Origin of the sequence: Mycobacterium sp. SMC-18, from assembly GCF_045310895.1 — a bacterium.
Lineage (GTDB): Bacteria > Actinomycetota > Actinomycetes > Mycobacteriales > Mycobacteriaceae > Mycobacterium.
In genome coordinates this window covers 1-20,013 of record NZ_JBJIAL010000052.1, presented here as the reverse complement: position 1 = coordinate 20,013, position 20,013 = coordinate 1, and the positions used below count along the sequence as shown (strand labels likewise).

The window sequence follows — 20,013 nt, the reverse complement described above, 5'->3', positions numbered from 1 at the left end:
ATGACCAGCTCCGAATCCACACCACGCGTGGGCAGCCGCCGGACGTGGCGCATCGCCCTCGCGCTCGGTCTCGTGGTCATCCTGGCGGTGGCCGCCACCGGACTGGCTCGATCCTGGTGGGTCACCGCTGTCCGGAGTACCTACGTCGCGTACTTCGCGAACACCAACGGCCTGTACACCGGCGACGACATCAGGATTTTGGGCGTCACCGTCGGCACGGTCGAGAAGATCGAACCGCAACCGCATGCCGCCAAAGTGACGTTCTCGGTGGACTCGCAATACGCGCTGCCCGCCGACGTCCGTGCCGCCATCTTGTCGCCGTCATTGGTGAGCGCCCGCGCGATTCAGTTGGTGCCCGCCTACACCAGTGGACCCAAACTCGCGGCGGGCTCCACCATTGCCCTGGACCGCACCGTGGTGCCGGTGGAATGGGACGACTTCCGTCAGCAACTGGAGAAGCTCACCGACTCGCTGCAGCCGACGAGTCCCGGCGGGCCCAGTGCCGTCGGCGAATTCATCAACAGCGCCGCGGACAACCTGCGCGGTCAGGGCGACACCGCGCGCGACACCGTCATCAAACTGTCCCGCGCGATGTCGGCTCTCGGTGATCACAGCACCGACATCTTCAGCACGGTGCGCAATCTGCAGTTGCTGGTCTCGGCACTGTCGTCCAGCAGCGATCTGCTCGCCGCCTTCAACACCAACATGGCGTCCATCACCACCGCACTGTCGAGCACGCCGAACAACATCGCCGATGCGACACGGAATCTGGACACCGCGGTCAAGGATTTGCGTGGCTTCATCGCGGAGAACAGGGAGGGGTTGGGGACCACCTTCGACCACCTCAACGCGATCACCACGGCGCTCAACGACAGCCGCACGGACCTCAAGCAGGTCCTGCACATCGCGCCGACGGTGTTCCAGAACTTCACCAACATCTACGACCCCGCGCAGAGCGCCATCACGGGCATCCTGGCACCCGTCAACTTCGCTGACACCGTGCAGTTCCTGTGCGGCGCAATCCAGTCCGCGGCACGGGAAGGCTTCGAGCAGTCCGCCAAGCTGTGCGTGCAGTACCTGGCGCCGATCATCAAGAACCGGCAGTACAACTTCGTGCCGATCGGCGGGAATCCGTTCGTCGGCGCGACGGCCCGGCCCAACGAGGTCACCTACAGCGAGCCGCGACTGCGGCCCGGCGGGGCTCCGCCGCAGGAGAACCCGGCGCCGGCTCCGCTGCCGGCAGAGGCCCCCGTATCGACCCCGACCGACCCCGGCCAGGGGCTGGCCGGCCTCATGGTTCCGCAGCAGGGGACGCAGCCATGAAGCGTCTCGTGACCGCGACCCTCGTCCTGCTCGGCGTGCTGACGCTGTCGGGATGCCAATGGCGCGGCCTGAATTCGCTGAGCCTGCCTGGCACCGCCGGCGACGGACCGGGTTCGTATGTGATTCAAGCGCAATTGCCCGACGTCGTGGTGATCCAGCAGAACACCCGCGTGCGCGTCGGTGACGTCAACGTCGGCAACGTCACCAAGATCGAGGTGCAGGACTGGCATGCGCTGGTGACCATGCGGATCGATGGCGACGTCCACCTGCCCGCCAACAGCACCGCCAAGGTCGGGCAGACCAGCCTGCTGGGCTCGATGCACATCGAGCTCAGCCCACCGGCCGGCGAAGCCCCGCAGGGCCGGCTGACCAACGGCGCGGTGATCCCGCTGTCCAGGGCCGCAACGTATCCCACCACCGAGCAGGCTCTCGCCTCGGCGTCGATCCTGCTCAATGGCGGCGGGTTGGCTCAACTGCAGGAGATCAACCAGACCTTCGCGAAGGCGTTGGCCGGCCGCGAGAACGACATGCGCAGCCTGCTGACCCAGCTCGACACGTTCATCTCACGACTCAATGATCAGACCGACGACATCATCTCCGCCACAGAGAATTTGAATTCTCTGGTGGGCCAGTTCGCGGCGAACCAGCGCACGGTCGACAAGGCGCTCACCACCATCCCGCAGGCCTTGGCGGTACTGGCAGAGCAGCGCGCGAAGCTGGCCGACGCGATCGATGCCGTCGGACGGTTCAGCGCGGTCGCGACGTCGACGGTCAAGCAGACCAAGGAGAGCCTGGTCGCCAACCTGCGGAGCATGGTGCCGGTGCTGCGGTCGCTGGCCGATTCGGGACCGGCACTGACCAAGGGCCTGGACTTCCTGTCGACCTACCCGTGGGTGAAAAGCAATCTCGGCAACTGGTTCCGGGGCGACTTCGCCAACATCACGATGATCATCGACCTGACGCTGAGCCGGCTCGACAGCAGCCTGTTCACCGGAACCCGGTGGGAGGGCAATCTCACCGAACTCGAAATGCAGTGGGGCCGCACGATCGGTCAGATGCCCAGCCCGTACACCGCGGGCAACCCGCTGATCGCTCCCTATCACTTCGGGGGGTACTGACATGCTGCGTCTACGCTTGTCCCGGACAGTCTGGATCCAGCTGGCGATCCTCGGTGCCGTCACCGTGATTGCCTGCAGCGTCATGGCATTCGGCTTCGTGCACGTACCGGCTCTGCTCGGGTACGGCCGGTACACCGTGACGGTCGAGTTGCCGGAGTCGGGCGGTCTGTACCCGACGTCGGTGGTCACCTACCGCGGCACCGAGATCGGCCGGGTCAGCGCGGTCGACGTCACCGCGGGTGGGGTGCGGGCCGAGCTGAATCTCGACTCCGCCATCAAGGTGCCTGCGGACGTATCGGCTGCGGTCCACAGCCGCTCGGCCGTCGGTGAACAGTTCGTCGAATTGATCCCTGCGGCAGGGCAATCCGATACCGGCCCGACCCTGCGCGGCGGCGCGACCATCCCGGTGGCCAAGGTGCGGATTCCGCCGGATATCGGCAACCTGCTCGATGCCACCAACCGGGCGCTGGAAGCCATCCCGCAGGACAATCTGCGTACCGTCGTCGACGAAGCCGACAAGGCCGTCAGCGGTCTCGGCCCTGAGTTGTCCCGCATCGTCAACGGCTCCACGTCACTGGCCATCGAGGCCGGCAAGAACGTCGGCCCGATCACGCAACTGATCGACCAGAGCCCGGCCGTGCTGAATTCGCAAGTGCAGACCGCGGACTCGATCGCGACGTGGGCGCAGCGAGCCGCGTCCATCACCGGCCAGTTCAAGGCCCAGAATGCGGCGTTCGCCGAGCTGCTCAAGCTCGGGCAGCCGACCCTGAATGAGGGCCGCGCCCTGTTCAACAGGTTCGCCCCGGCACTGCCGGTCCTGCTGGCCAACATGGTGAGCCTCGGCGAAATCGCGGTTGTCTATCGGCACGACATCGAACAATTGCTGGTGCTCTTCCCTCAGGGCACCGCGTTGATGTCAGCGATCGCGGTCGCCGACGCGGACCTCAAGACGCCCTATCGGGGTATCTACCTCGACTTCAAACTGAACATGAATCTGCCGCCGCCGTGCAACACCGGCTTCCTTCCGGTCAAGCAGCAGCGGGTCCCCACCGAGGTGGACTATCCCGAGCGTCCCGCCGGGGAGCTGTACTGCCGGGTTCCACAGGACTCCGACCTGAATGTCCGTGGCGTGCGGAATATTCCGTGCGAGAACAACCCCGCCAAGCGCGCACCGACCGTGGAGCTCTGCGAAAGCAACGAGCAGTACGTGCCCCTCAACGACGGTTACATCTGGAAGGGCGATCCCAACGCCACGCTGACGGGGCAGGGCGTCCCGCAGTACGCGCCGGGCACCGATCCCCGGCAGCGCCCCAGTGCCGCACCAGGGCCGGCACCCCCGGCACCCCCGGCACCCCCGGTGGCCGTGGTGCCCTACGACCCCGCGACCGGCGGTTACGTGGGACCTGATGGCAAGCCGTATACCGACTCCGACCTAGCCGCCGATCCGAAAGGCAAGACATGGCAGAGCATGCTGATCCCGAGCAGCTAGACACCGCCGATGCAGCCGATGCGGATGCAGCCGACGAAGATGCGGTCGCGGCGCCGAAACCGTCGCTGCAGCAACGGTTGCCGCGTGTCTCGCCGCTGGTCGCAACCGGACTGGCGCTGGTCGTCGCGGGGGGTGCCCTGGCGGGCTGGCTGGGCATTCGAGCACACCAGGCCGAACAGGGACAGATGCTGCGGAACCTGTACGTGCAGACTGCCCGCCAGGCCGCGCTGAACCTGACCACGATCAGCTACACCGAGGCGGACACCGACATTCGCCGGATACTCGACTCGTCGACCGGCGAATTCCGGGAAGACTTCCAGCGCCGGTCCCAGCCGTTCGTCGCGGTGGTGAAGCAGGCCCGCTCGAAATCCGAGGGTACCGTCACCGAAGCCGGACTCGAGTCGGTGACCGGTGATGGCGCACAGGTGCTTCTCGCGGTGTCGGTGCGGACGTCGCTGGCCGAGGCGCCGGCGGGTCCACCACGAAACTGGCGCATGCGGATCAGTGTCGCCAAGGACGGCGCGGGCGCCCGAATCTCCAACGTCCAGTTCGTGTCATGAGCACATCGGACGGTCAGGGCAACATGAAGGACAGGTCATGACAGTGACAGTGGATGTCGAAGAACGTCCCGTCGAACCCGACGAGACCGAGGCCGCCGAGGAGGCGGTTGTCGAAGCCGAACCTGCAGCTGCGCAGGGTGATTCGCGGAAGCCATGGGCGCGGTGGACGGGTCTGGCACTGGCGTTCGCCGCGATGCTGCTTGCCCTCGCCGCGGGGTACTTCAACTGGCAGGACGGGTCGGTGCGGCTCGCACAAGCCGCAGCCACCGAGTCGGTGCGGGCGGCGAGCGACGGCACCGTCGCCATGCTGTCGTACCGGCCGGAAACGGTTGACACCGAGCTGAAATCGGCCGCCGGCCGGCTGACCGGCGGGTTCCGCGACGAGTACACCAAGCTGGTCGACACCGTCGTGGCGCCAGGGGCCAAACAGAAACACATCTCCGCGGTCGCGACCGTTCCGGACGCCGCCTCGGTGTCGGCGACCGAAAACCACGCTGTGGTACTGGTTTTCGTCAACCAGACGACCACCATCGGTGCCGACGCGCCCACCGCGTCGACCTCGACGGTGCGGGTGACTCTCGACAAGGTGCACGATCGATGGCTGATCTCACAGTTCGATCCCGTGTGACGCGGGCGCTGGTGATGGTGTTCGCCGCGGGGGCCGCGGCCGGATGGATGGTGCCGCAGGCCCAGGCCGACCCGGTGACGTACGTGAACAGCGTCAACGTGCGGGGCGGCTTCAACTTCCCGAGCGGCGATGCCGCCATCGCCTACGGGCGCGGCGTGTGCGACAAGATCGCTGCGGGTCGGAGTTACGGGCAGATCATCGGTGACATCAAGGTCGACGTCACGGGTGGCGACGAAGGCCAGGCCAATTATCTTGTCGGACAGGTGATCAACGAACTGTGCCCCGAGCTGATCGGGCCGCTGCGCAGTTCCGCGGGCAACTACCGACCGGGGGCACAGTGAGTACTCGGTTGGCCGGGGTGATCCTGGCGGTCTTCGCGTGCGGCGCCGCGCTGCCTGCGGTGGCGCACGCCGACAACACGCGCCTCAACAACAGCGTGGTCGCCAACGTCTACACCATTCAGCACCAGGCCGGCTGCACCAATGACGTGGCGGTCAGCCCGCAGCTGCGGCTCGCCGCCGAGTGGCACGCGAACGACGTGCTGAACAACCGCGCCCTCGACGGCGACCTCGGCTCGGACGGGTCGACGGCACAGCGGCGCGCGGAAGCAGCGGGCTTCCGGGGCAAGGTGTTTCAGACGGTGGCGATCAATCAGTCAATCGCCATCAACAACCTGGATGTGCTGAACCAGTGGTACTACGACCCGCCGACCTACGCGATCATGGCCAACTGCGCCAACACCGTCATGGGCGTGTGGTCCGAGAACAGCCCCGACCGTTCGGTCGTCGTCGCGGTGTACGGCCAGCCGGGCGCGTAGCGGTAGCGTCAGCCCTACACCAGCTCGCGCAGCTCCTCGATGAGCTTGACGCGGTCGGCGGTCGTCGCACCCATCGGCACCACGTTGAGCACCGTCACGCCGGCCTCCCGGAATGCGGCGACGCGTTCCTTGACGAACTCGCGGCTGCCGATCAGCGAGATGTCGCGGACCAGTTCGTCGGGAACCACCTTTGCCGCACCGTCCTTGTCACCGGCTAGGTACAGCTCCTGGATGCGGTCGGCCTCGGCGCCGTAGCCGTACTTGGTGGCCACGTTGTGGTAGAAGTTCTTGCCCTTGGCGCCCATGCCGCCGATGTACAGCGCGATGTGCGGCTTAATGAATTCGCGCATTCCCTCGACGTTGTCGCCGATGGCCAGTGCCGGTCCAGCGTAGATGTCCATGGGCGGCAGCGACGCGTCACGCTTTGCGTAACCGGCCTCCAATGCATCTCCCCAGACGTCCTTGGCCTTCTCCGGCATGTAGAAGATCGGCTGCCAGCCTTCGGCGATCTCCGCGGCCAGCTCGACGTTCTTCGGCCCGAGTGCCGCCAGCAACACCGGGATGCGTTCGCGCACAGGGTGGTTGATGAGCTTGAGTGACTTCCCGAGGCCGGTGCCCTGACCTTCCGGCAACGGGATGGTGTAGTGCTTGCCCTGGTAGGCGAGGCGCTCGCGGCGCCACACCTGGCGGCAGATCTCGACGACCTCGCGGGTGCGGCCGATGGGGCTGTCATACGGGACGCCGTGAAAGCCTTCGATCACCTGCGGGCCGGACGCGCCGAGACCCAGGATGTACCGGCCGTCGGACACGTAGTCGAGGCCGGCGGCCGTCATCGCGGTCAGGGTCGGGGTGCGGGTGTAGAGCTGCAGGACGCCGGAGGCCAGTTCCACCCGCTCGGTGGCGGCAGCCAGGTAGCCGAGCGCGCTGATGGCGTCGAAGGAGTACGCCTCGGGGACGAAAACGACGTCCAGGCCGGCCTTTTCGAGGTCGGCGACCTCGGCCACGACCTCCTTGAAACCACCGGCGTAGTTGATGCCGAGACCGATCTTCATGCTCACTGCTCCTTCGCGGCCAGGGCGGCGATGGCTTCGGCGGCCTCGGCCTGGATCTGCGGGAACTGCGCGGCCATGGCCTCCGACAGCGCCTGTGCACCGGACAGCGGCCGGACCATGACCATGAAGTCGTCGATCAGGCCCTCGTCGTTGACGTGGATGAAGTCGCAGCCGGTGATTCTCTTGCCGCCGACCGTGGTCTCGAAAACCAGTGCGTGGCTGCCCGTTTCGGGGTCGTTGATCTCCCGGATGTAGCGGAAGTCCTCGAAGACCCGCAGCACGCCGCGCAGGATGGCGGCGGTGATGGGCTTGCCCGGGTAGGGCTTGAAGGCGACAGGGCTGGTGAACACCACGTCGTCGGCCAGACAGGCGGCCATGGCTTCCCCGTCGGCGGCCTCGACGGCCTTGCGGAATGCCTGCATCGCAAACCTCGCATAGTCAATTTGTTGATTAGGTACCGGTGACGCTAGCGGGACAAGCTCGGCATGTCTATATGTGACTAATCACTTTGTTGACTATTAGACTCCCTGGGCATGGCTCTGCGTGACGCCGTGTTGGCGGCCCTGCTCGACAGTGAGGCCTCGGGATATGACCTGGCCAAGGGCTTCGACGCGTCCGTCGCCAACTTCTGGATGGCCACGCCGCAGCAGCTGTACCGCGAACTCGACCGGCTCGCGGCCGACGGGCTGATCGAGGCCCGCGTGGTCGAACAGGAGCGACGGCCGAACAAGCGGATGTTCACGCTGACCGACGCCGGACGGGCCGCGGTGCATGCGTTCACGGAGGCGACACCCAAGCCCTTGGCCATGCGCGACGACCTGCTGGTCCAGGTCTCCACTGTCGACAGCGGGAACGCAGCGGCCGTGTGCGCCGGCCTGCGGGACCGAATCCAGTGGTCCACCAAGCAACTCGAGCTCTACGAACGGATTCGCAACCGAATACTGGGCGGGCGCAGCGAGGCTGCGTTCCTTGCCGAAGCCGAACGGGTGGGGCCCTATCTGACGCTGATGCGCGGCATCTCGTTCGAGCAGGAGAACCTGCGGTGGGCGCAGCAGGCGCTGGAGGTCATCGAGCGGCGACAGTCGCGGCGTTAACATCGGGTATGCCCGTCTGGGAGCTGGGTCCGGCGCAGATGATGGTCGTCGGCACCTTCGGCGACCTGGACATTCACCACCATGCCGCGGTGCAGATCGGGGTCGGGCTGACCGGACCGCTGACGGTTCGAACCGCCGGCGAGGCGGCCCGCAGTGGACACGTCGTCGTCATCGCCAGCGGTGCCGGCCACGCGGTACGGTCGGCGCCCACCGATCTGACGTTGGCGCTGTATCTGGCGCCGCACAGCTGGCCCGGGTCAGCGCTGCACGCACTGAGCCAGAGCGAATCCGAGGACGGCATCTGGATGCCCGGGGATGGCCAGGTGTTGGCGCGAGCCGTGGCCGACGCGTACGACGCCGACCCCGAGCTGGCCGCGGCCGCACTGGTCGAGCGCCTCTGTGGCGGCCCACGAGAGCAACCCGGCCTGCATCCGCAGCTGAGGCAGGCGATGGACCTGGTCTACAGCGGCACAACCGAATCCGTGGATCTCGCGTCGATCGCCCACGAGGTCGCGGTGTCGCCGGACTACCTCGGCCGGCTGTGCCGGCAGCAGACCGGTGTGTCCTTCTCGGCGGCGGCCCGCTGGGCCAGGCTGCTCTCGGGCTTGAAGCATCTCGCCGACGGCGAGCAGGTCACCGACGCCGCGCATCTGGCCGGATTCGCCGACGGTTCCCATGCCAACCGGGTATGCCGTGAGATGACCGGTGCGGCGCCGTCCGCGATCGCCCGCGCGCTGCGGGATTCGACGGATCCGTCCAAGTACTGACGGTGCAGGCGGCTCCATACTCGACGGACACCACGAGGAGGAGACCGCAATGCCGGTGATGTCCAAAGTCGAGCGCGCCTTCTGCTGCGGCGCCATGTGGAGAACCACCACGCGCGCCGTGCTCGACATGCTGCCCACCGACCGGCTGGGTGAGCAGTTACTCGAAATCGGTTCCGGTAGCGGCGCAATCGCGGAAGGTCTGTCGGCTGCGCGACCCGGACTGGCCATCACCGCGACCGATCTGGACCCGGTGATGGTCGACGCCGCGGCGCACCGCCTGAAGGACAACCCGCACGTCACGGTGCAGAGCGCCGACGCGACCCGCCTGCCGTTCGCCGACGACGCGTTCGATTCGGTGGTCAGCTGCCTGATGATGCACCACGTCATCGAATGGGAGGCCGCGGTCGCCGAGATCGCCCGGGTGCTCAAGCCCGGTGGCGTGTTCGTCGGTTACGACCTGACGCGGACACCGGTGGCCACGGTGGTGCACCGGGTGGACCGGTCGCCGTTCCGACTGCTGAACCCCGACGAACTGGCTGCCGAAGGTCGCCGCAACGGGCTGCGTATCGATACGACTACCAAGGTGTTTGGGCACGTCATGCAGTTCAGTGCCGCGAAGACCTGACACTGAGTAGGTTGGTCTGCAGTCGGCAGGGGAGGGACGCATGCGGGGTCTGGTCAGCTGTGGAGCGATGGTCGCGGTGGCGCTGTTGGGCGCGGGCTGTGGTGGCGGATCGACACAGTCGAGCCCGGCCACGTCATCCGCGAAGCCGGCGACCTCGACGACGCCGCCGCCACCGGCGATCGTCGCCCCGGCACAGCTGAAGCCGGGGAACTACCCGGTAAAGCCGCATGAGCCCTACGGCACCGCGGGTGCCCCGGAGGCCGGTGCGAGGCTCGAGGCACAACAGCTGGCCGGCTACGTGGTGGGACCCTGGCAGGTCGACAGCACGCTCATCGAGCCTTATCTGTCAACATATTTCGTGCTCGACGAGCCCGGTTTGCTGGCTCAGTTCGGGCCCGAGAGCATCGCGACCGCGGCCGGCAGGCACCACTTCATCGATGGGTTCGCCTCGGCGCGGGAGTCTGCGGCCAAGACGGTGCTGATCAACGGCGTACTGCGCTTTGCCTCGCCTGCTGATGCCACCGCCGCGGCCGGCGAGATGAACGCGGCAGCCCTCCAGGTCAAGATCCGCGGGGCGGAGCCGAAAACCGTTGCCATCCCGGAGCATCCGGATGCGCTGGCGTCGACGTACGACGTCGACTCCCGCGGCACGAAGGTGACCACCGTGCGGTCCTTCACCGCGCACGGCCCCTATGTCCTGACACAACTGGCGCAGTCAACAGCCGGCCCGGATCCGGCCATCGCGTTGGTGGCCAAGGCGACCGGCGCCCAGGCCGCCGCGATCGAGCCCTTCAAACCTGCGGCAGAGTTGCCGGCCGTGCCGATCGATCCGACCGGGCTCCTGGCCCTGACGCTGCAGACCGAATCGCCGCGCAATTCGCAGAACGCCGTCTACTCCGGCACCGGGGCCCTGCACTTCCAGAGCGACCCGGTCGCGTCGAGCAAGGTGTTCCAAGACAACGGCGTGACAGCGTTCGCCCGCGGGAAGACCAGCGTGTACCGCGCCAAGGACCCGGCGTCGGCGGTCAACGTGGCGAACACCTTCGGTAAGGAGGTGTCGGTGGACGGCACCGAGACCGCCGATCCGGTGCCGGCGCTGACGCTGAGCCGCTGCATCCTGCTGGCCAACCCGAAGCAGTTCTACTGTGTCGCGCCGGCAGGTGACTATGCCATCGAGGCGCGCGGCGCCGAGTTGAAGGATGTGCACGAACAGGTTGCCGCCCAATACATCCTGTTGACGGCTAAGCCCTAGCGGAGCCGTTGAGTGAGAGGCCCGTGGCTGACTGCAGCAGGCAGATGACGGTGCTGGGCAGCGGCGTGTGTCCGGTGCGATCCATGTTCGAGTCGATCAGATAGGTCGAGGTGTACCGGCTGCTCTGGCCGGCGTACTGCGTCAGGCCCGCCGCGCATTGCTGTTCGGCGACACCGGCGATGGCGTCGTTGACCGCGACATTGGCCCGCAGGAACACCTCGGCGATGTGCGGGGCCGCGCAGTCCACGAGCGTGACCTCGACGACGCTCGGGTCGGTGGGCGGCGGTGAGTTCAGGCAGTCACCCACCTGCAGGTCGACCCACTTGGCCTGCCGCGCATTCGGTTTCACCGGTACGACGGGCACCGGCGGCGGGAGCTCGGTCGCCGTTGTCGTGGGCGCGCTCGATGTGCTCGACGACGGCGCCGCTGACGTGTTCGAACCACAGGCCGCGAGCAGCAACACCGCCGCGACCTGCCACACGAGCCGATGTGGGCGAACGGTCATGGCCGTCATGGTAGTGCTTGAAGGGCGGTGTTCGGGCTGGGACGGTTACCATCGCGGTACCAGCGACAGCAGGAGGTCGGCATGCCCGAGTACACCGTCGGTGACTATCTGCTGGACCGGCTCGCTGAGCTGGGTGTCACCGAGATTTTCGGTGTGCCAGGTGATTTCAACCTGGAACTGCTCGACCATGTGATCGCGCACCGGAGCATCCGGTGGGTCGGCAGCGCCAACGAACTCAACGCGGGCTACGCCGCCGACGGCTACGGCCGGCTGCGCGGCATGGCGGCGCTCATCACCACGTTCGGCGTCGGCGAGCTGTCCGCGGCCAACGCGATCGCGGGCAGTTACGCCGAGCATGTCCCGGTGGTGCACATCGTCGGCACGCCGTCCATCGACGTGCAAGGCTCCCGCCGGGTGATCCACCACTCGCTCGGTGACGGCGACTTCGACCACTTTCACCGCATCGCCCGCGAAATCACCTGCGCACAAGCCAAACTCGTGCCGGCCACAGCCACCCGCGAGATCGACCGGGTGCTGTCCGAGGTGCACGAGCGCAAGCTGCCCGGCTATCTGATGCTGGCCACCGATGTCGCCCGGTTCCCCGTCGAACCACCGTCCGGGCCGTTGCCGCGGTACACCAGCGGCACGAGTCCGCGGGCACTCTCGCTGTTCACCGCGGCAGCCGCTCGCCTGATCGGCGAGCACCAGCTGACGGTGCTGGCCGACCTGCTGGTGCATCGGCTGGAAGCCGTCCCGCAACTCGAGGCACTGCTGGCGGCCGACGTCGTGCCGCACGCCACGCTGATGTGGGGCAAGAGCCTGGTCGACGAATCCGCGCCGGAGTTCCTCGGCATCTACGCGGGCACCTCCAGCCAGGAGACGGTTCGCCGGGCCATCGAAGAGGCCCCGGTGCTCGTCACTGCCGGGGTTCAGTTCACCGACATGGTGAGCGCATCGTTCACGCAGCAGATCGACCCCGCGCGGACCATCGACATCGGGCCCAACCAGAGCACCGTGGCCGGCGAAGTCTTTGCGCCACTGGACATGTCGGCCGCGCTCGAGGCGATCACCAGCATCCTGACGGCCCGGCCCACCCGGTCGCCCGCGGTACCGCAGCCGGTGCCCGACGCACCCGACCCGGTGCTCGAACCGGATCAGCCGCTCACCCAGAAGGCGCTGTGGGACAAGGTCTGCGGTGCGCTCACGCCGGGCAACGTGGTCCTGGCCGAGCAGGGCACGTCGTACTACGGCATGGCCCGGCACCGGCTGCCCAGCGGCGTGGCGTTCATCGGCCAGCCGCTGTGGGCCTCCATCGGCTACACGCTGCCGGCCGCTCTCGGTGCGGGTCTGGCGGAGCGGGACCGTCGTCCGGTGTTGCTGATCGGCGACGGTGCCGCGCAGCTCACCATCCAGGAACTCGGCCAGTTCGGCCGCGAGGGTGTGCCCGCGGTGGTGATCCTGGTGAACAACGACGGCTACACCGTCGAACGCGCGATCCACGGTCCGGCCGCGTCGTACAACGACATCGTGACCTGGCGGTGGCGCGACATTCCGGCGGCCCTCGGCATCCCAAACCCGTTGTCCCACCGGGCGACAACCTGCGGCGAGTTGGACGCGGCGCTGGCCGATGCGGCAGCACATCCCGACGACCTCGTCTTCATCGAAGCCGTGGTGACCGAACTGGATGTGCCCCCGCTGCTCGAGGAGCTCGCCGCGGCCATCGCAAAGGCCAACAAGGCGGCCGGGGCCTGAATACGGTCCCTTACCTCGGACGCGCCTTGTCCGGACCCAGGTAGGCGTCGGCCCAGGCGCCGATGATCCGGCCCGCACGCTTGGCCTGCCCCGGTCCGGTGAGCAGGTGTTCGGTGCCCTCCAGCGAGACGAAGCTGCGCGGGTGGCGGGCGGTCCGGAAGATCTCACTGGCGTTCTCGATGCCCACGGTGTTGTCGGTGGGGGAGTGCAGGATCAGCAGCGGCAGGTGCAGGTCCTTGATCTTGGCGTGCAGCTTGGCCGCGCGGACGTCCTCCACGAAGTCGCGCTTGAGGGTCAGTTCGCGCCCGCCGACCATCCACTGCGCACTGCCGTTCGCGAGCACGCAGTCGAGGATGTCGTCGTACTGCTTCTCGACATGCGACGGGTCGATGGGCGCAGCGACCGTCGCGACCGCGCGGACCCCGGGCGCCTGCCGCGCCGCGGCGAGGACCGACGCCCCGCCGAACGAGTGGCCCACCAACAACGCCGACGGCGTGCCGCGGTCGGACATGAACTTGCATGCCTCGATGACGTCGTTGGTCTTGTGGGTGAAAGACCCGTCGCCCCAGTGGCCTTCCGAGTCGCCCAGCCCGATGGCGTCGAAGCGGAGCATTCCGATGCCGTCGGACGCGAGTTGCTTGCAGATGCGCGCCGCGGCAGGGGAGTCCTTGCCGAGCGTGAAGCCGTGCGAGAAGACGCCCCAGCCGCGCGGGGTGCCTTCGGGGAGGTCGATGATCCCGGCGAGCATGGGGCCGGTGGAACTCTGGAACTTGACGCGTTCAGCCACGGGACGGGTTTATCACGGCTGGCAAGCCGGACGTGGCCGATTCTTTGCTGGAGGCCATCGGTAGGGTGGAGGTTTCACGGGAAACACGGCCTGCGGGTCGTAGCGGTCAGAGACGCCTGCGCCCCGTATGTAGTCCTGAGATCCGGAGCAGAGTCGTGACCCTGAACACCATCGCCTTCGAACTGGTCCCGCCCAATATCGAGCGCGGTCCCCAGTTTGCGGTCGACGAGGCGCACAAGGTGCTGCTCAACGCCGCGGCCGTCGGTCTCGAGGGCCGCATCCGGCACGTGATGATCCCCGGAATGATCGAGGAAGACGGCGACCGGCCCATCGAGATGAAGCCGAAGATGGACGTCCTCGACTTCTGGCAGTTGATGAAGCCCGAGCTCCCGGGCATCCGTGGGCTGTGCACGCAGGTCACGTCGTTCCTGGATGAGGACGCGCTCTCGAAGCGACTGGCGGTGCTGCAGGAGGCGGACTTCGACGGCATCGCTTTCGTCGGCGTCCCGCGCACCATGAGTGACGGTGAAGGCGCCGGCGTGGCACCGACCGACGCGTTGACGATCTACCGCGATCAGGTGCCGAACCGCGGCGTCATCCTGATTCCGACGCGCGACGGCGAGCAGGGGCGGTTCAACTTCAAGATCAACCAGGGCGCCACCTACGGCATGACCCAGTTGCTGTACTCGGACACGATCGTGGGCTTCCTGAAGGAGTTCGCTGCGACCACCGAACACCGGCCCGAGATTCTGCTGTCGTTCGGGTTCGTCCCGAAGATGGAGTCGAAGGTCGGCCTGATCAACTGGCTGATCCAGGACCCGGGCAACCCCCTGGTCGCCGCCGAGCAGGAGTTCGTCTCGCGGCTGGCCGGCGAGGAGCCCGCGGCCAAGCGGGCTTTGATGCTCGACCTGTACAAGCGCGTCATCGACGGTGTCGGCGAGCTCGGCTTCCCGATCAGCATCCACTTGGAAGCCGCGTACGGCGTCTCCAAGCCGGCGTTCGAGACCTTCGCCGAGATGCTGGACTACTGGGCGCCCGACAAGGCCTAGCCTCTCGCGCCGATACGGCGTTGCGGCGCAGTCTGTTACGACACTGCGGCCATTCCTCCGAACAACCGTCCGGCATCGGCGGCGGTCAATCCGCCGGGCATGCTCGGCATGCGGACCTCGGAGCGGCGGGCGGTGTCGGCCGGGTCGTCGGCCGAGCCGGCCGCCTTACGGATCTGATTCGCGGCCGGATCAGCGGCGCCTCCGGTGTACTGCTGTGCGTTGATGGACACCGCCGGCTGAGACCGGGGGATGGCGCCGGGTGCCGCGCGCCCGGCGGGTGTCATCGGTGCGGTCGACGTGCGGCCGGCATTGGTCTGTGCGCTGACGGAACTGGTCGGCTCGGGGCGGTCGATCACCGGGCCCGGGTGGGGACCTTTCGCCGCCGCCGGCGCGGCCAGTGCGATGGACAGCGCCGACAGCCCGATGGCGGTTCCTGCCACGAGGCGTGCGATGGAACGACGAAGCTCGGTACCGGTGCGGGTGGTGATCATGGCGCCGCCTTTCTAGATACTTGCTTGAACAAGTAATTTCTGGGGCCCTATTCCAACTGGGCTTTTCCTGTCATGCGGCTGCAGTAAGATGGTTAGACAACCAATGGATTTCTGGGGGTGCGCTGATGGCGACGGACAGCGACGACGGCCGGGAGACGTGCGAGGCGATGGCATCGCCCACGGCGGCCCGCAGCGGTCCCGTCACTCATGCGGTCTTTCAACTGACCCGGGTGACGAGAACGATCGTCGCGACGCTGCTGCGCCCGCTGGGGCTCTATCCGGGTCAGGAAGTGGTGATGATGTACCTCTGGGACCGCGGCCCGCTCCGCCAGACCGACCTGGTTCGGCTCACCAGCTCCGATGCGCCGACGATGACCCGCATGATCCAACGGCTGGAGCATGCCGGATTCGTGCGCCGTTTCCCGAGCCCCGAGGACAAGCGCGCGCACCTGGTCGAGGCGACGCCCGCGAGCCGGGGATTGCGGGATCAGATCGAGGGGGTGTGGCGCGACATCGAAGAGTTGACCGTCGGCGGTCTGAGCGAAGCGGAACGGGCCACCGTGCTGCGCGTCGTCCAGGGTCTGGAGCATCGGCTGGCCGGCGCGGTGATGGGCTCGGCCGGCAGCGGTCCGCTCACCCCGTGATGTCGCGGTAGCTTCCTGGCGGCCACATAGGACCGACCGCGGACCCCCTATCCTGGGACTGGTGTCCGGCCAACAGCAGCGCGAACTGCGTGATCGTCTGGATGGTCTGACCATCCGTGACGCCGCGCGCCTGGAGCGTCGGCTGAAGAATCTGCGGGGCGACAACCCGGACAAGATCGCCGAACAGATCGCGGCCGCGGAGGGCGTGATCGCGAGTCGGCTGGCCGCGGTACCGACCATCACGTATCCCGATCTGCCGGTCACCGATCGTCGAGATGAGATCGCCAAGGCCATCACCGAGAACCAGGTGGTGATCGTGGCCGGCGAGACCGGCTCGGGCAAGACGACGCAGCTGCCCAAGATCTGCCTGGAGCTCGGCCGCGGTATCCGCGGCACCATCGGCCACACCCAGCCGCGCCGGCTGGCCGCGCGCACCGTGGCGCAGCGCATCGCCGACGAAACCGGCACCGCACTGGGTGGGGCGATCGGTTACACGGTCCGGTTCACCGACCAGGCGAGCGACTCGACCCTCGTCAAACTGATGACCGACGGCATTCTGCTCGCCGAGATTCAGAGGGACCGGCGGCTGCTGCGGTACGACACGCTGATCCTCGACGAGGCCCACGAACGCAGCCTCAACATCGACTTCCTGCTCGGGTATCTGCGCGAGTTGCTGCCGCGTCGCCCGGACCTGAAGGTCATCGTGACGTCGGCAACCATCGAGCCGGAGCGGTTCGCAAAGCACTTCTATGACGCCCCGATCGTCGAGGTGTCGGGCCGCACGTACCCGGTCGAAATCCGGTACCGGCCACTGGAAGTCCCCGTCGCGGTGGACGACAGCGACGACCCGGACGACCCGGACCACGAGATCGTCCGCACCGAGCCGCGCGACCAGACCGAGGCCATTGTCGACGCGGTGCGCGAACTGGAATCCGAACCGGCGGGCGATGTGCTCGTCTTCCTGTCCGGTGAACGCGAAATCCGCGACACCGCAGAGGCGTTGCGCGACGCGCTGTCCGGCGACACCTTCCCGACCGAGATCCTGCCGCTGTACGCCCGGCTGCCGACCGCGGACCAGCAGAAGGTCTTCAACGCGAAGCCGGGCGGCCCGCGCCGGATCGTGTTGGCCACCAACGTCGCCGAGACGTCGCTGACCGTGCCGGGTATCCGGTACGTCGTCGACCCGGGTACGGCGCGCATCTCGCGGTACAGCCGGCGCACGAAGGTGCAGCGGCTGCCGATCGAGCCGATCTCGCAGGCGTCGGCGGCGCAGCGGTCCGGCCGGTCGGGACGTACCGCGCCCGGTGTCTGCATCCGGTTGTACTCGGAAGAGGACTTCGCGAGCCGGCCGCGCTACACCGACCCGGAGATTCTGCGCACCAACCTGGGCGCGGTCATCCTGCAGATGGCGGCGCTGGGGCTCGGCGATATCGAGGCATTCCCGTTCCTGGACCCGCCGGATGCGCGCAGCATCCGCGACGGCATCCAATTGCTCCAGGAGCTTGGCGCTTTCGACACGAAGGGCGCCATCACCGACGTCGGTCGCCGGCTGGCCCGGCTGCCGCTGGACCCACGCGTCGGCCGCATGATCCTCCAGGCCGACACCGAAGGCTGTGTGCGCGAGGTGCTGATCCTCGCCGCCGCGCTGTCGATCCCTGATCCACGGGAACGACCGTCCGACCGGGAAGAAGCCGCGCGGCAGAAGCATGCCCGGTTCGCCGACGAACATTCGGACTTCATCTCCTATCTGAACCTGTGGAACTACCTGCGCGAGCAGCGGAATCAGTTGTCCGGCAGTGCGTTCCGCCGAATGTGCCGCGACGAGTTCCTGCACTACCTGCGGATTCGCGAATGGCAGGACCTGGTCGGCCAGTTGCGCAGCATCGCCGGTGATCTCGGCATCCGGGAGTCGGGGGACGATGCCGACCCGCTGCGTATCCACACCGCGTTGACCGCCGGGCTGCTGTCGCACGTCGGCCTGCGGGAAGGTGAGACTCGCGAGTACCAGGGCGCCCGCAACTCGCGGTTCGTGTTGGCCCCGGGCTCGGTGCTGACGAAGAAGCCGCCGCGGTGGATCGTCGTCGCGGATCTGGTGGAGACGAGCCGGCTGTTCGGTCGTATCGCGGCGCGTATCGAACCGGAGACCGTCGAACGGGTCGCCGGGGATCTGTTGCAGCGCACCTTCAGTGAGCCGCATTGGGATGCCCGCCGCGGCGCCGTCATGGCGTTCGAACGGGTGACCCTCTACGGCCTGCCGCTGGTGCCGCGTCGTCGGGTCGGGTACGCGCAGGTGGATCCGGTGGTCGCGCGCGAGCTGTTCATCCGGCATGCGCTGGTCGAAGGCGACTGGCAGACCCGGCACCACTTCTTCCGCGACAACACGCGCCTGCGGACCGAGCTGGAGGAGTTGGAGGAGCGCGCCCGACGCCGGGATCTGCTGGCCGGTGATGACGAGGTCTACGCCTTCTACGACCAGCGGGTGCCCGAAAGTGCGGTGTCGGCGCGGCATTTCGATGCCTGGTGGAAGAAACAGCGGCATGTGACGCCGGACCTGCTGACCATGACGCGCGACGACCTGCTGCGCACCGACACGGATGCCGACCAGCCCGACACCTGGCAGACCGGCGACCTGTCGCTGCCGCTGAGCTACCGGTTCGAGCCCGGCGCCGCCGATGACGGTGTGACGGTTCATGTTCCGGTCGAGGTGCTGGCCCGGCTCGGCGGCGACGGTTTCGCGTGGCAGGTTCCCGCGCTGCGGGAAGAGTTGGTCACGGCGCTGATCAAATCGCTGCCCAAGGACCTGCGGCGCAACTTCGTGCCCGCGCCCGATACGGCGCGGGCGGTGTTGCCGGACCTCAATCCGGGAGACGGCTCGCTGCTGGAGGAGCTACAGCGCGAATTGCGCCGGCGCAGTGGCATTTTGGTGCCGATCGACGCCTTCGACCTGAGCAAGATTCCCGACCACCTGCGGGTCACCTTCGCGGTCGAGAAAGACGGCACCGAGGTGGCGCGTGGCAAGGACCTGGGTGCGCTGCACGACAAGCTCGCCGGGTCGGTGCGCCAGGCGGTCGCCGGCGCCGTCGCGGGCGATCTGCAACGGACCGGCCTCAAGGCGTGGCCGGACGACCTCGCTGAGCTGCCCCGCACCGTGGAGAGCTCGGCCGGTGGCCACACCGTGCGTGGTTTCCCGGCATTCGTGGATACCGGTGCGGCAGTGGACATCCGGGTCTTTCCGACGGCGGCCGAGCAGGCCGCGGCCATGGGGCCGGGACTGCGACGGCTGCTGCGGCTCGCCGCACCGTCACCGGTCAAGGCTGCCGAGCGCGGCCTCAATCCCCGCGCGCGTCTGTCACTGTCGAGCAATCCCGACGGCAGCCTGGCTGCGCTGCTCGAAGACTGCGCCGACGCCGCGGTGCGGGTGTTGGCGCCCAAGCCGGTGTGGACCGCGGCGGACTTCACGGCGCTGCGCGATGCCGTCGCAGCCAAGCTGGTCCCGACGACGCTCGACGTCGTCGGCCGCGTCGAGCGCGTGTTGACCGCCGCGCACGCGGCGCAGGTTGCGTTGCCCGACAAGCCGTCCGCGCTCCAGGCCGATGCCGTCGCCGACATCCGCGCCCAATTGGCCCGGCTGCTGCCGGTCGGATTCGTCGCGGCGACGGGAGTCACCCACCTGGCCGATCTCACCCGGTACCTGACGGCGGTGGGGCGGCGCTTGGAGCGCCTACCGCAAGCGCCGGCGGCAGACCGGGAACGCATGGACCGCGTACACGCCGTCGAAGACGCGTACGACGAACTGCGGCAGGCGCTTTCGCCCCTGCGCTGCCAAGGCGAAGACGTCCGCGACATCGCCCGGCAGATCGAGGAGCTCCGCGTCAGCCTGTGGGCCCAGCAGCTGGGCACCCCGCGACCGGTCAGCGAGCAGCGGATCTACCGGGCCATCGACGCCGTCGTCCCGTGATTTGTGCACGATTTTCCGCGGCCGGCGCGGTGTGGTGTCTCGGGACATCGCTGACACTTATGTCTCGGGACATCGCTGACAGTCAGTGTGCGGGTTTGGGTG

Annotated in this window: 20 protein-coding genes; 15 read left to right on the top strand and 5 right to left on the bottom strand. The window is 67.7% G+C overall.

Annotation, left to right across the window (positions count from 1 at the left end):
* Genes ACJH6J_RS27140 through ACJH6J_RS27110 form a run of 7 tightly spaced genes read left to right on the top strand, consistent with a single transcriptional unit; the run spans position 1 to position 5,935 of the window.
* On the top strand, positions 1-1,323 hold the full coding sequence (locus ACJH6J_RS27140; protein ID WP_406774477.1) for an MCE family protein: 1,323 nt from the start codon (positions 1-3) through the stop codon (positions 1,321-1,323).
* The gene (locus ACJH6J_RS27135) at positions 1,320-2,441 is read left to right on the top strand and encodes a virulence factor Mce family protein (RefSeq protein WP_406774478.1); all 1,122 of its coding nucleotides are present in this window, start codon (positions 1,320-1,322) and stop codon (positions 2,439-2,441) included. Before ACJH6J_RS27140 ends, ACJH6J_RS27135 begins: the two co-directional genes overlap by 4 nt.
* Position 2,442: 1 nt before the next feature.
* The gene (locus ACJH6J_RS27130) at positions 2,443-3,930 is read left to right on the top strand and encodes an MCE family protein (protein WP_406774479.1); all 1,488 of its coding nucleotides are present in this window, start codon (positions 2,443-2,445) and stop codon (positions 3,928-3,930) included.
* Positions 3,900-4,490 (top strand): mammalian cell entry protein, encoded by a 591-nt coding sequence (locus tag ACJH6J_RS27125; RefSeq protein WP_406774480.1) that lies wholly within the window; start codon positions 3,900-3,902, stop codon positions 4,488-4,490. The genes ACJH6J_RS27130 and ACJH6J_RS27125 overlap by 31 nt, the downstream gene beginning before the upstream one ends.
* Before the next feature lie 37 nt (positions 4,491-4,527).
* Positions 4,528-5,118: a hypothetical protein gene (locus ACJH6J_RS27120; protein ID WP_406774481.1), complete on the top strand. Its 591-nt coding sequence runs from the start codon at positions 4,528-4,530 to the stop codon at positions 5,116-5,118.
* Positions 5,088-5,459, top strand: coding sequence for a DUF732 domain-containing protein (locus tag ACJH6J_RS27115; RefSeq protein WP_406774482.1), 372 nt, complete (start codon positions 5,088-5,090; stop codon positions 5,457-5,459). The genes ACJH6J_RS27120 and ACJH6J_RS27115 overlap by 31 nt, the downstream gene beginning before the upstream one ends.
* A complete protein-coding gene (locus ACJH6J_RS27110; RefSeq protein WP_318984050.1) occupies positions 5,456-5,935 on the top strand; it encodes a CAP domain-containing protein in 480 nt (159 codons plus the stop codon). The genes ACJH6J_RS27115 and ACJH6J_RS27110 overlap by 4 nt, the downstream gene beginning before the upstream one ends.
* A gap of 14 nt (positions 5,936-5,949) precedes the next feature.
* Here ACJH6J_RS27110 and ACJH6J_RS27105 read toward each other — a convergent pair whose 3' ends face one another.
* Both ACJH6J_RS27105 and ACJH6J_RS27100 read right to left on the bottom strand, forming a co-directional pair.
* Positions 5,950-6,987, bottom strand: coding sequence for an LLM class F420-dependent oxidoreductase (locus ACJH6J_RS27105; protein WP_064858336.1), 1,038 nt, complete (start codon positions 6,985-6,987; stop codon positions 5,950-5,952).
* A gap of 2 nt (positions 6,988-6,989) precedes the next feature.
* Positions 6,990-7,409 carry a nuclear transport factor 2 family protein gene (locus ACJH6J_RS27100; RefSeq protein WP_406774483.1) on the bottom strand — a complete coding sequence of 140 codons (420 nt, stop codon included), beginning with the start codon at positions 7,407-7,409 and terminating at the stop codon, positions 6,990-6,992.
* Positions 7,410-7,520: 111 nt separating this feature from the next.
* Between ACJH6J_RS27100 and ACJH6J_RS27095 the strand changes: the two genes are divergently transcribed.
* From ACJH6J_RS27095 to ACJH6J_RS27080, 4 genes are read left to right on the top strand one after another with little or no spacing between them, the layout of a single operon-like run.
* Positions 7,521-8,081, top strand: coding sequence for a PadR family transcriptional regulator (locus ACJH6J_RS27095; protein WP_064858338.1), 561 nt, complete (start codon positions 7,521-7,523; stop codon positions 8,079-8,081).
* 8 nt (positions 8,082-8,089) lie between these two features.
* Positions 8,090-8,848 (top strand): helix-turn-helix domain-containing protein, encoded by a 759-nt coding sequence (locus ACJH6J_RS27090; protein WP_406804817.1) that lies wholly within the window; start codon positions 8,090-8,092, stop codon positions 8,846-8,848.
* 49 nt (positions 8,849-8,897) lie between these two features.
* Entirely contained in the window at positions 8,898-9,473 is a 576-nt protein-coding gene (locus tag ACJH6J_RS27085; RefSeq protein WP_064858340.1) for a class I SAM-dependent methyltransferase, read from the top strand.
* 40 nt (positions 9,474-9,513) lie between these two features.
* On the top strand, positions 9,514-10,725 hold the full coding sequence (locus ACJH6J_RS27080; RefSeq protein ID WP_406804816.1) for a hypothetical protein: 1,212 nt from the start codon (positions 9,514-9,516) through the stop codon (positions 10,723-10,725).
* Here ACJH6J_RS27080 and ACJH6J_RS27075 read toward each other — a convergent pair.
* Positions 10,715-11,230, bottom strand: coding sequence for a hypothetical protein (locus tag ACJH6J_RS27075; RefSeq protein ID WP_406804815.1), 516 nt, complete (start codon positions 11,228-11,230; stop codon positions 10,715-10,717). The two genes, ACJH6J_RS27080 and ACJH6J_RS27075, sit on opposite strands and share 11 nt — an antisense overlap.
* Positions 11,231-11,311: 81 nt before the next feature.
* On the opposite strand from ACJH6J_RS27075, the gene ACJH6J_RS27070 reads away from it, so the two are divergent.
* Positions 11,312-12,982 (top strand): alpha-keto acid decarboxylase family protein, encoded by a 1,671-nt coding sequence (locus ACJH6J_RS27070; protein WP_406802467.1) that lies wholly within the window; start codon positions 11,312-11,314, stop codon positions 12,980-12,982.
* 10 nt (positions 12,983-12,992) lie between these two features.
* Here the strand turns inward: ACJH6J_RS27070 and ACJH6J_RS27065 are convergent, their stop codons facing one another.
* Positions 12,993-13,769, bottom strand: a complete 777-nt coding sequence (locus tag ACJH6J_RS27065; protein WP_212807676.1) for a S9 family peptidase — start codon at positions 13,767-13,769, stop codon at positions 12,993-12,995.
* A gap of 155 nt (positions 13,770-13,924) precedes the next feature.
* Between ACJH6J_RS27065 and ACJH6J_RS27060 the strand changes: the two genes are divergently transcribed.
* Complete coding sequence (locus ACJH6J_RS27060) at positions 13,925-14,818, top strand: mycobacterial-type methylenetetrahydrofolate reductase (protein WP_406802466.1); 894 nt, start codon at positions 13,925-13,927, stop codon at positions 14,816-14,818.
* Between the two features lie 35 nt (positions 14,819-14,853).
* On the opposite strand, the gene ACJH6J_RS27055 is transcribed toward ACJH6J_RS27060, so the two are convergent.
* Positions 14,854-15,309, bottom strand: coding sequence for a hypothetical protein (locus ACJH6J_RS27055; RefSeq protein ID WP_064858344.1), 456 nt, complete (start codon positions 15,307-15,309; stop codon positions 14,854-14,856).
* Between the two features lie 125 nt (positions 15,310-15,434).
* Between ACJH6J_RS27055 and ACJH6J_RS27050 the strand changes: the two genes are divergently transcribed.
* Both ACJH6J_RS27050 and hrpA read left to right on the top strand, forming a co-directional pair.
* A complete protein-coding gene (locus ACJH6J_RS27050; RefSeq protein ID WP_064858345.1) occupies positions 15,435-15,953 on the top strand; it encodes a MarR family winged helix-turn-helix transcriptional regulator in 519 nt (172 codons plus the stop codon).
* A gap of 61 nt (positions 15,954-16,014) precedes the next feature.
* Positions 16,015-19,911 (top strand): ATP-dependent RNA helicase HrpA, encoded by a 3,897-nt coding sequence (hrpA, locus tag ACJH6J_RS27045; protein ID WP_406804814.1) that lies wholly within the window; start codon positions 16,015-16,017, stop codon positions 19,909-19,911.
* The last annotated feature ends 102 nt before the right edge of the window (positions 19,912-20,013 follow it).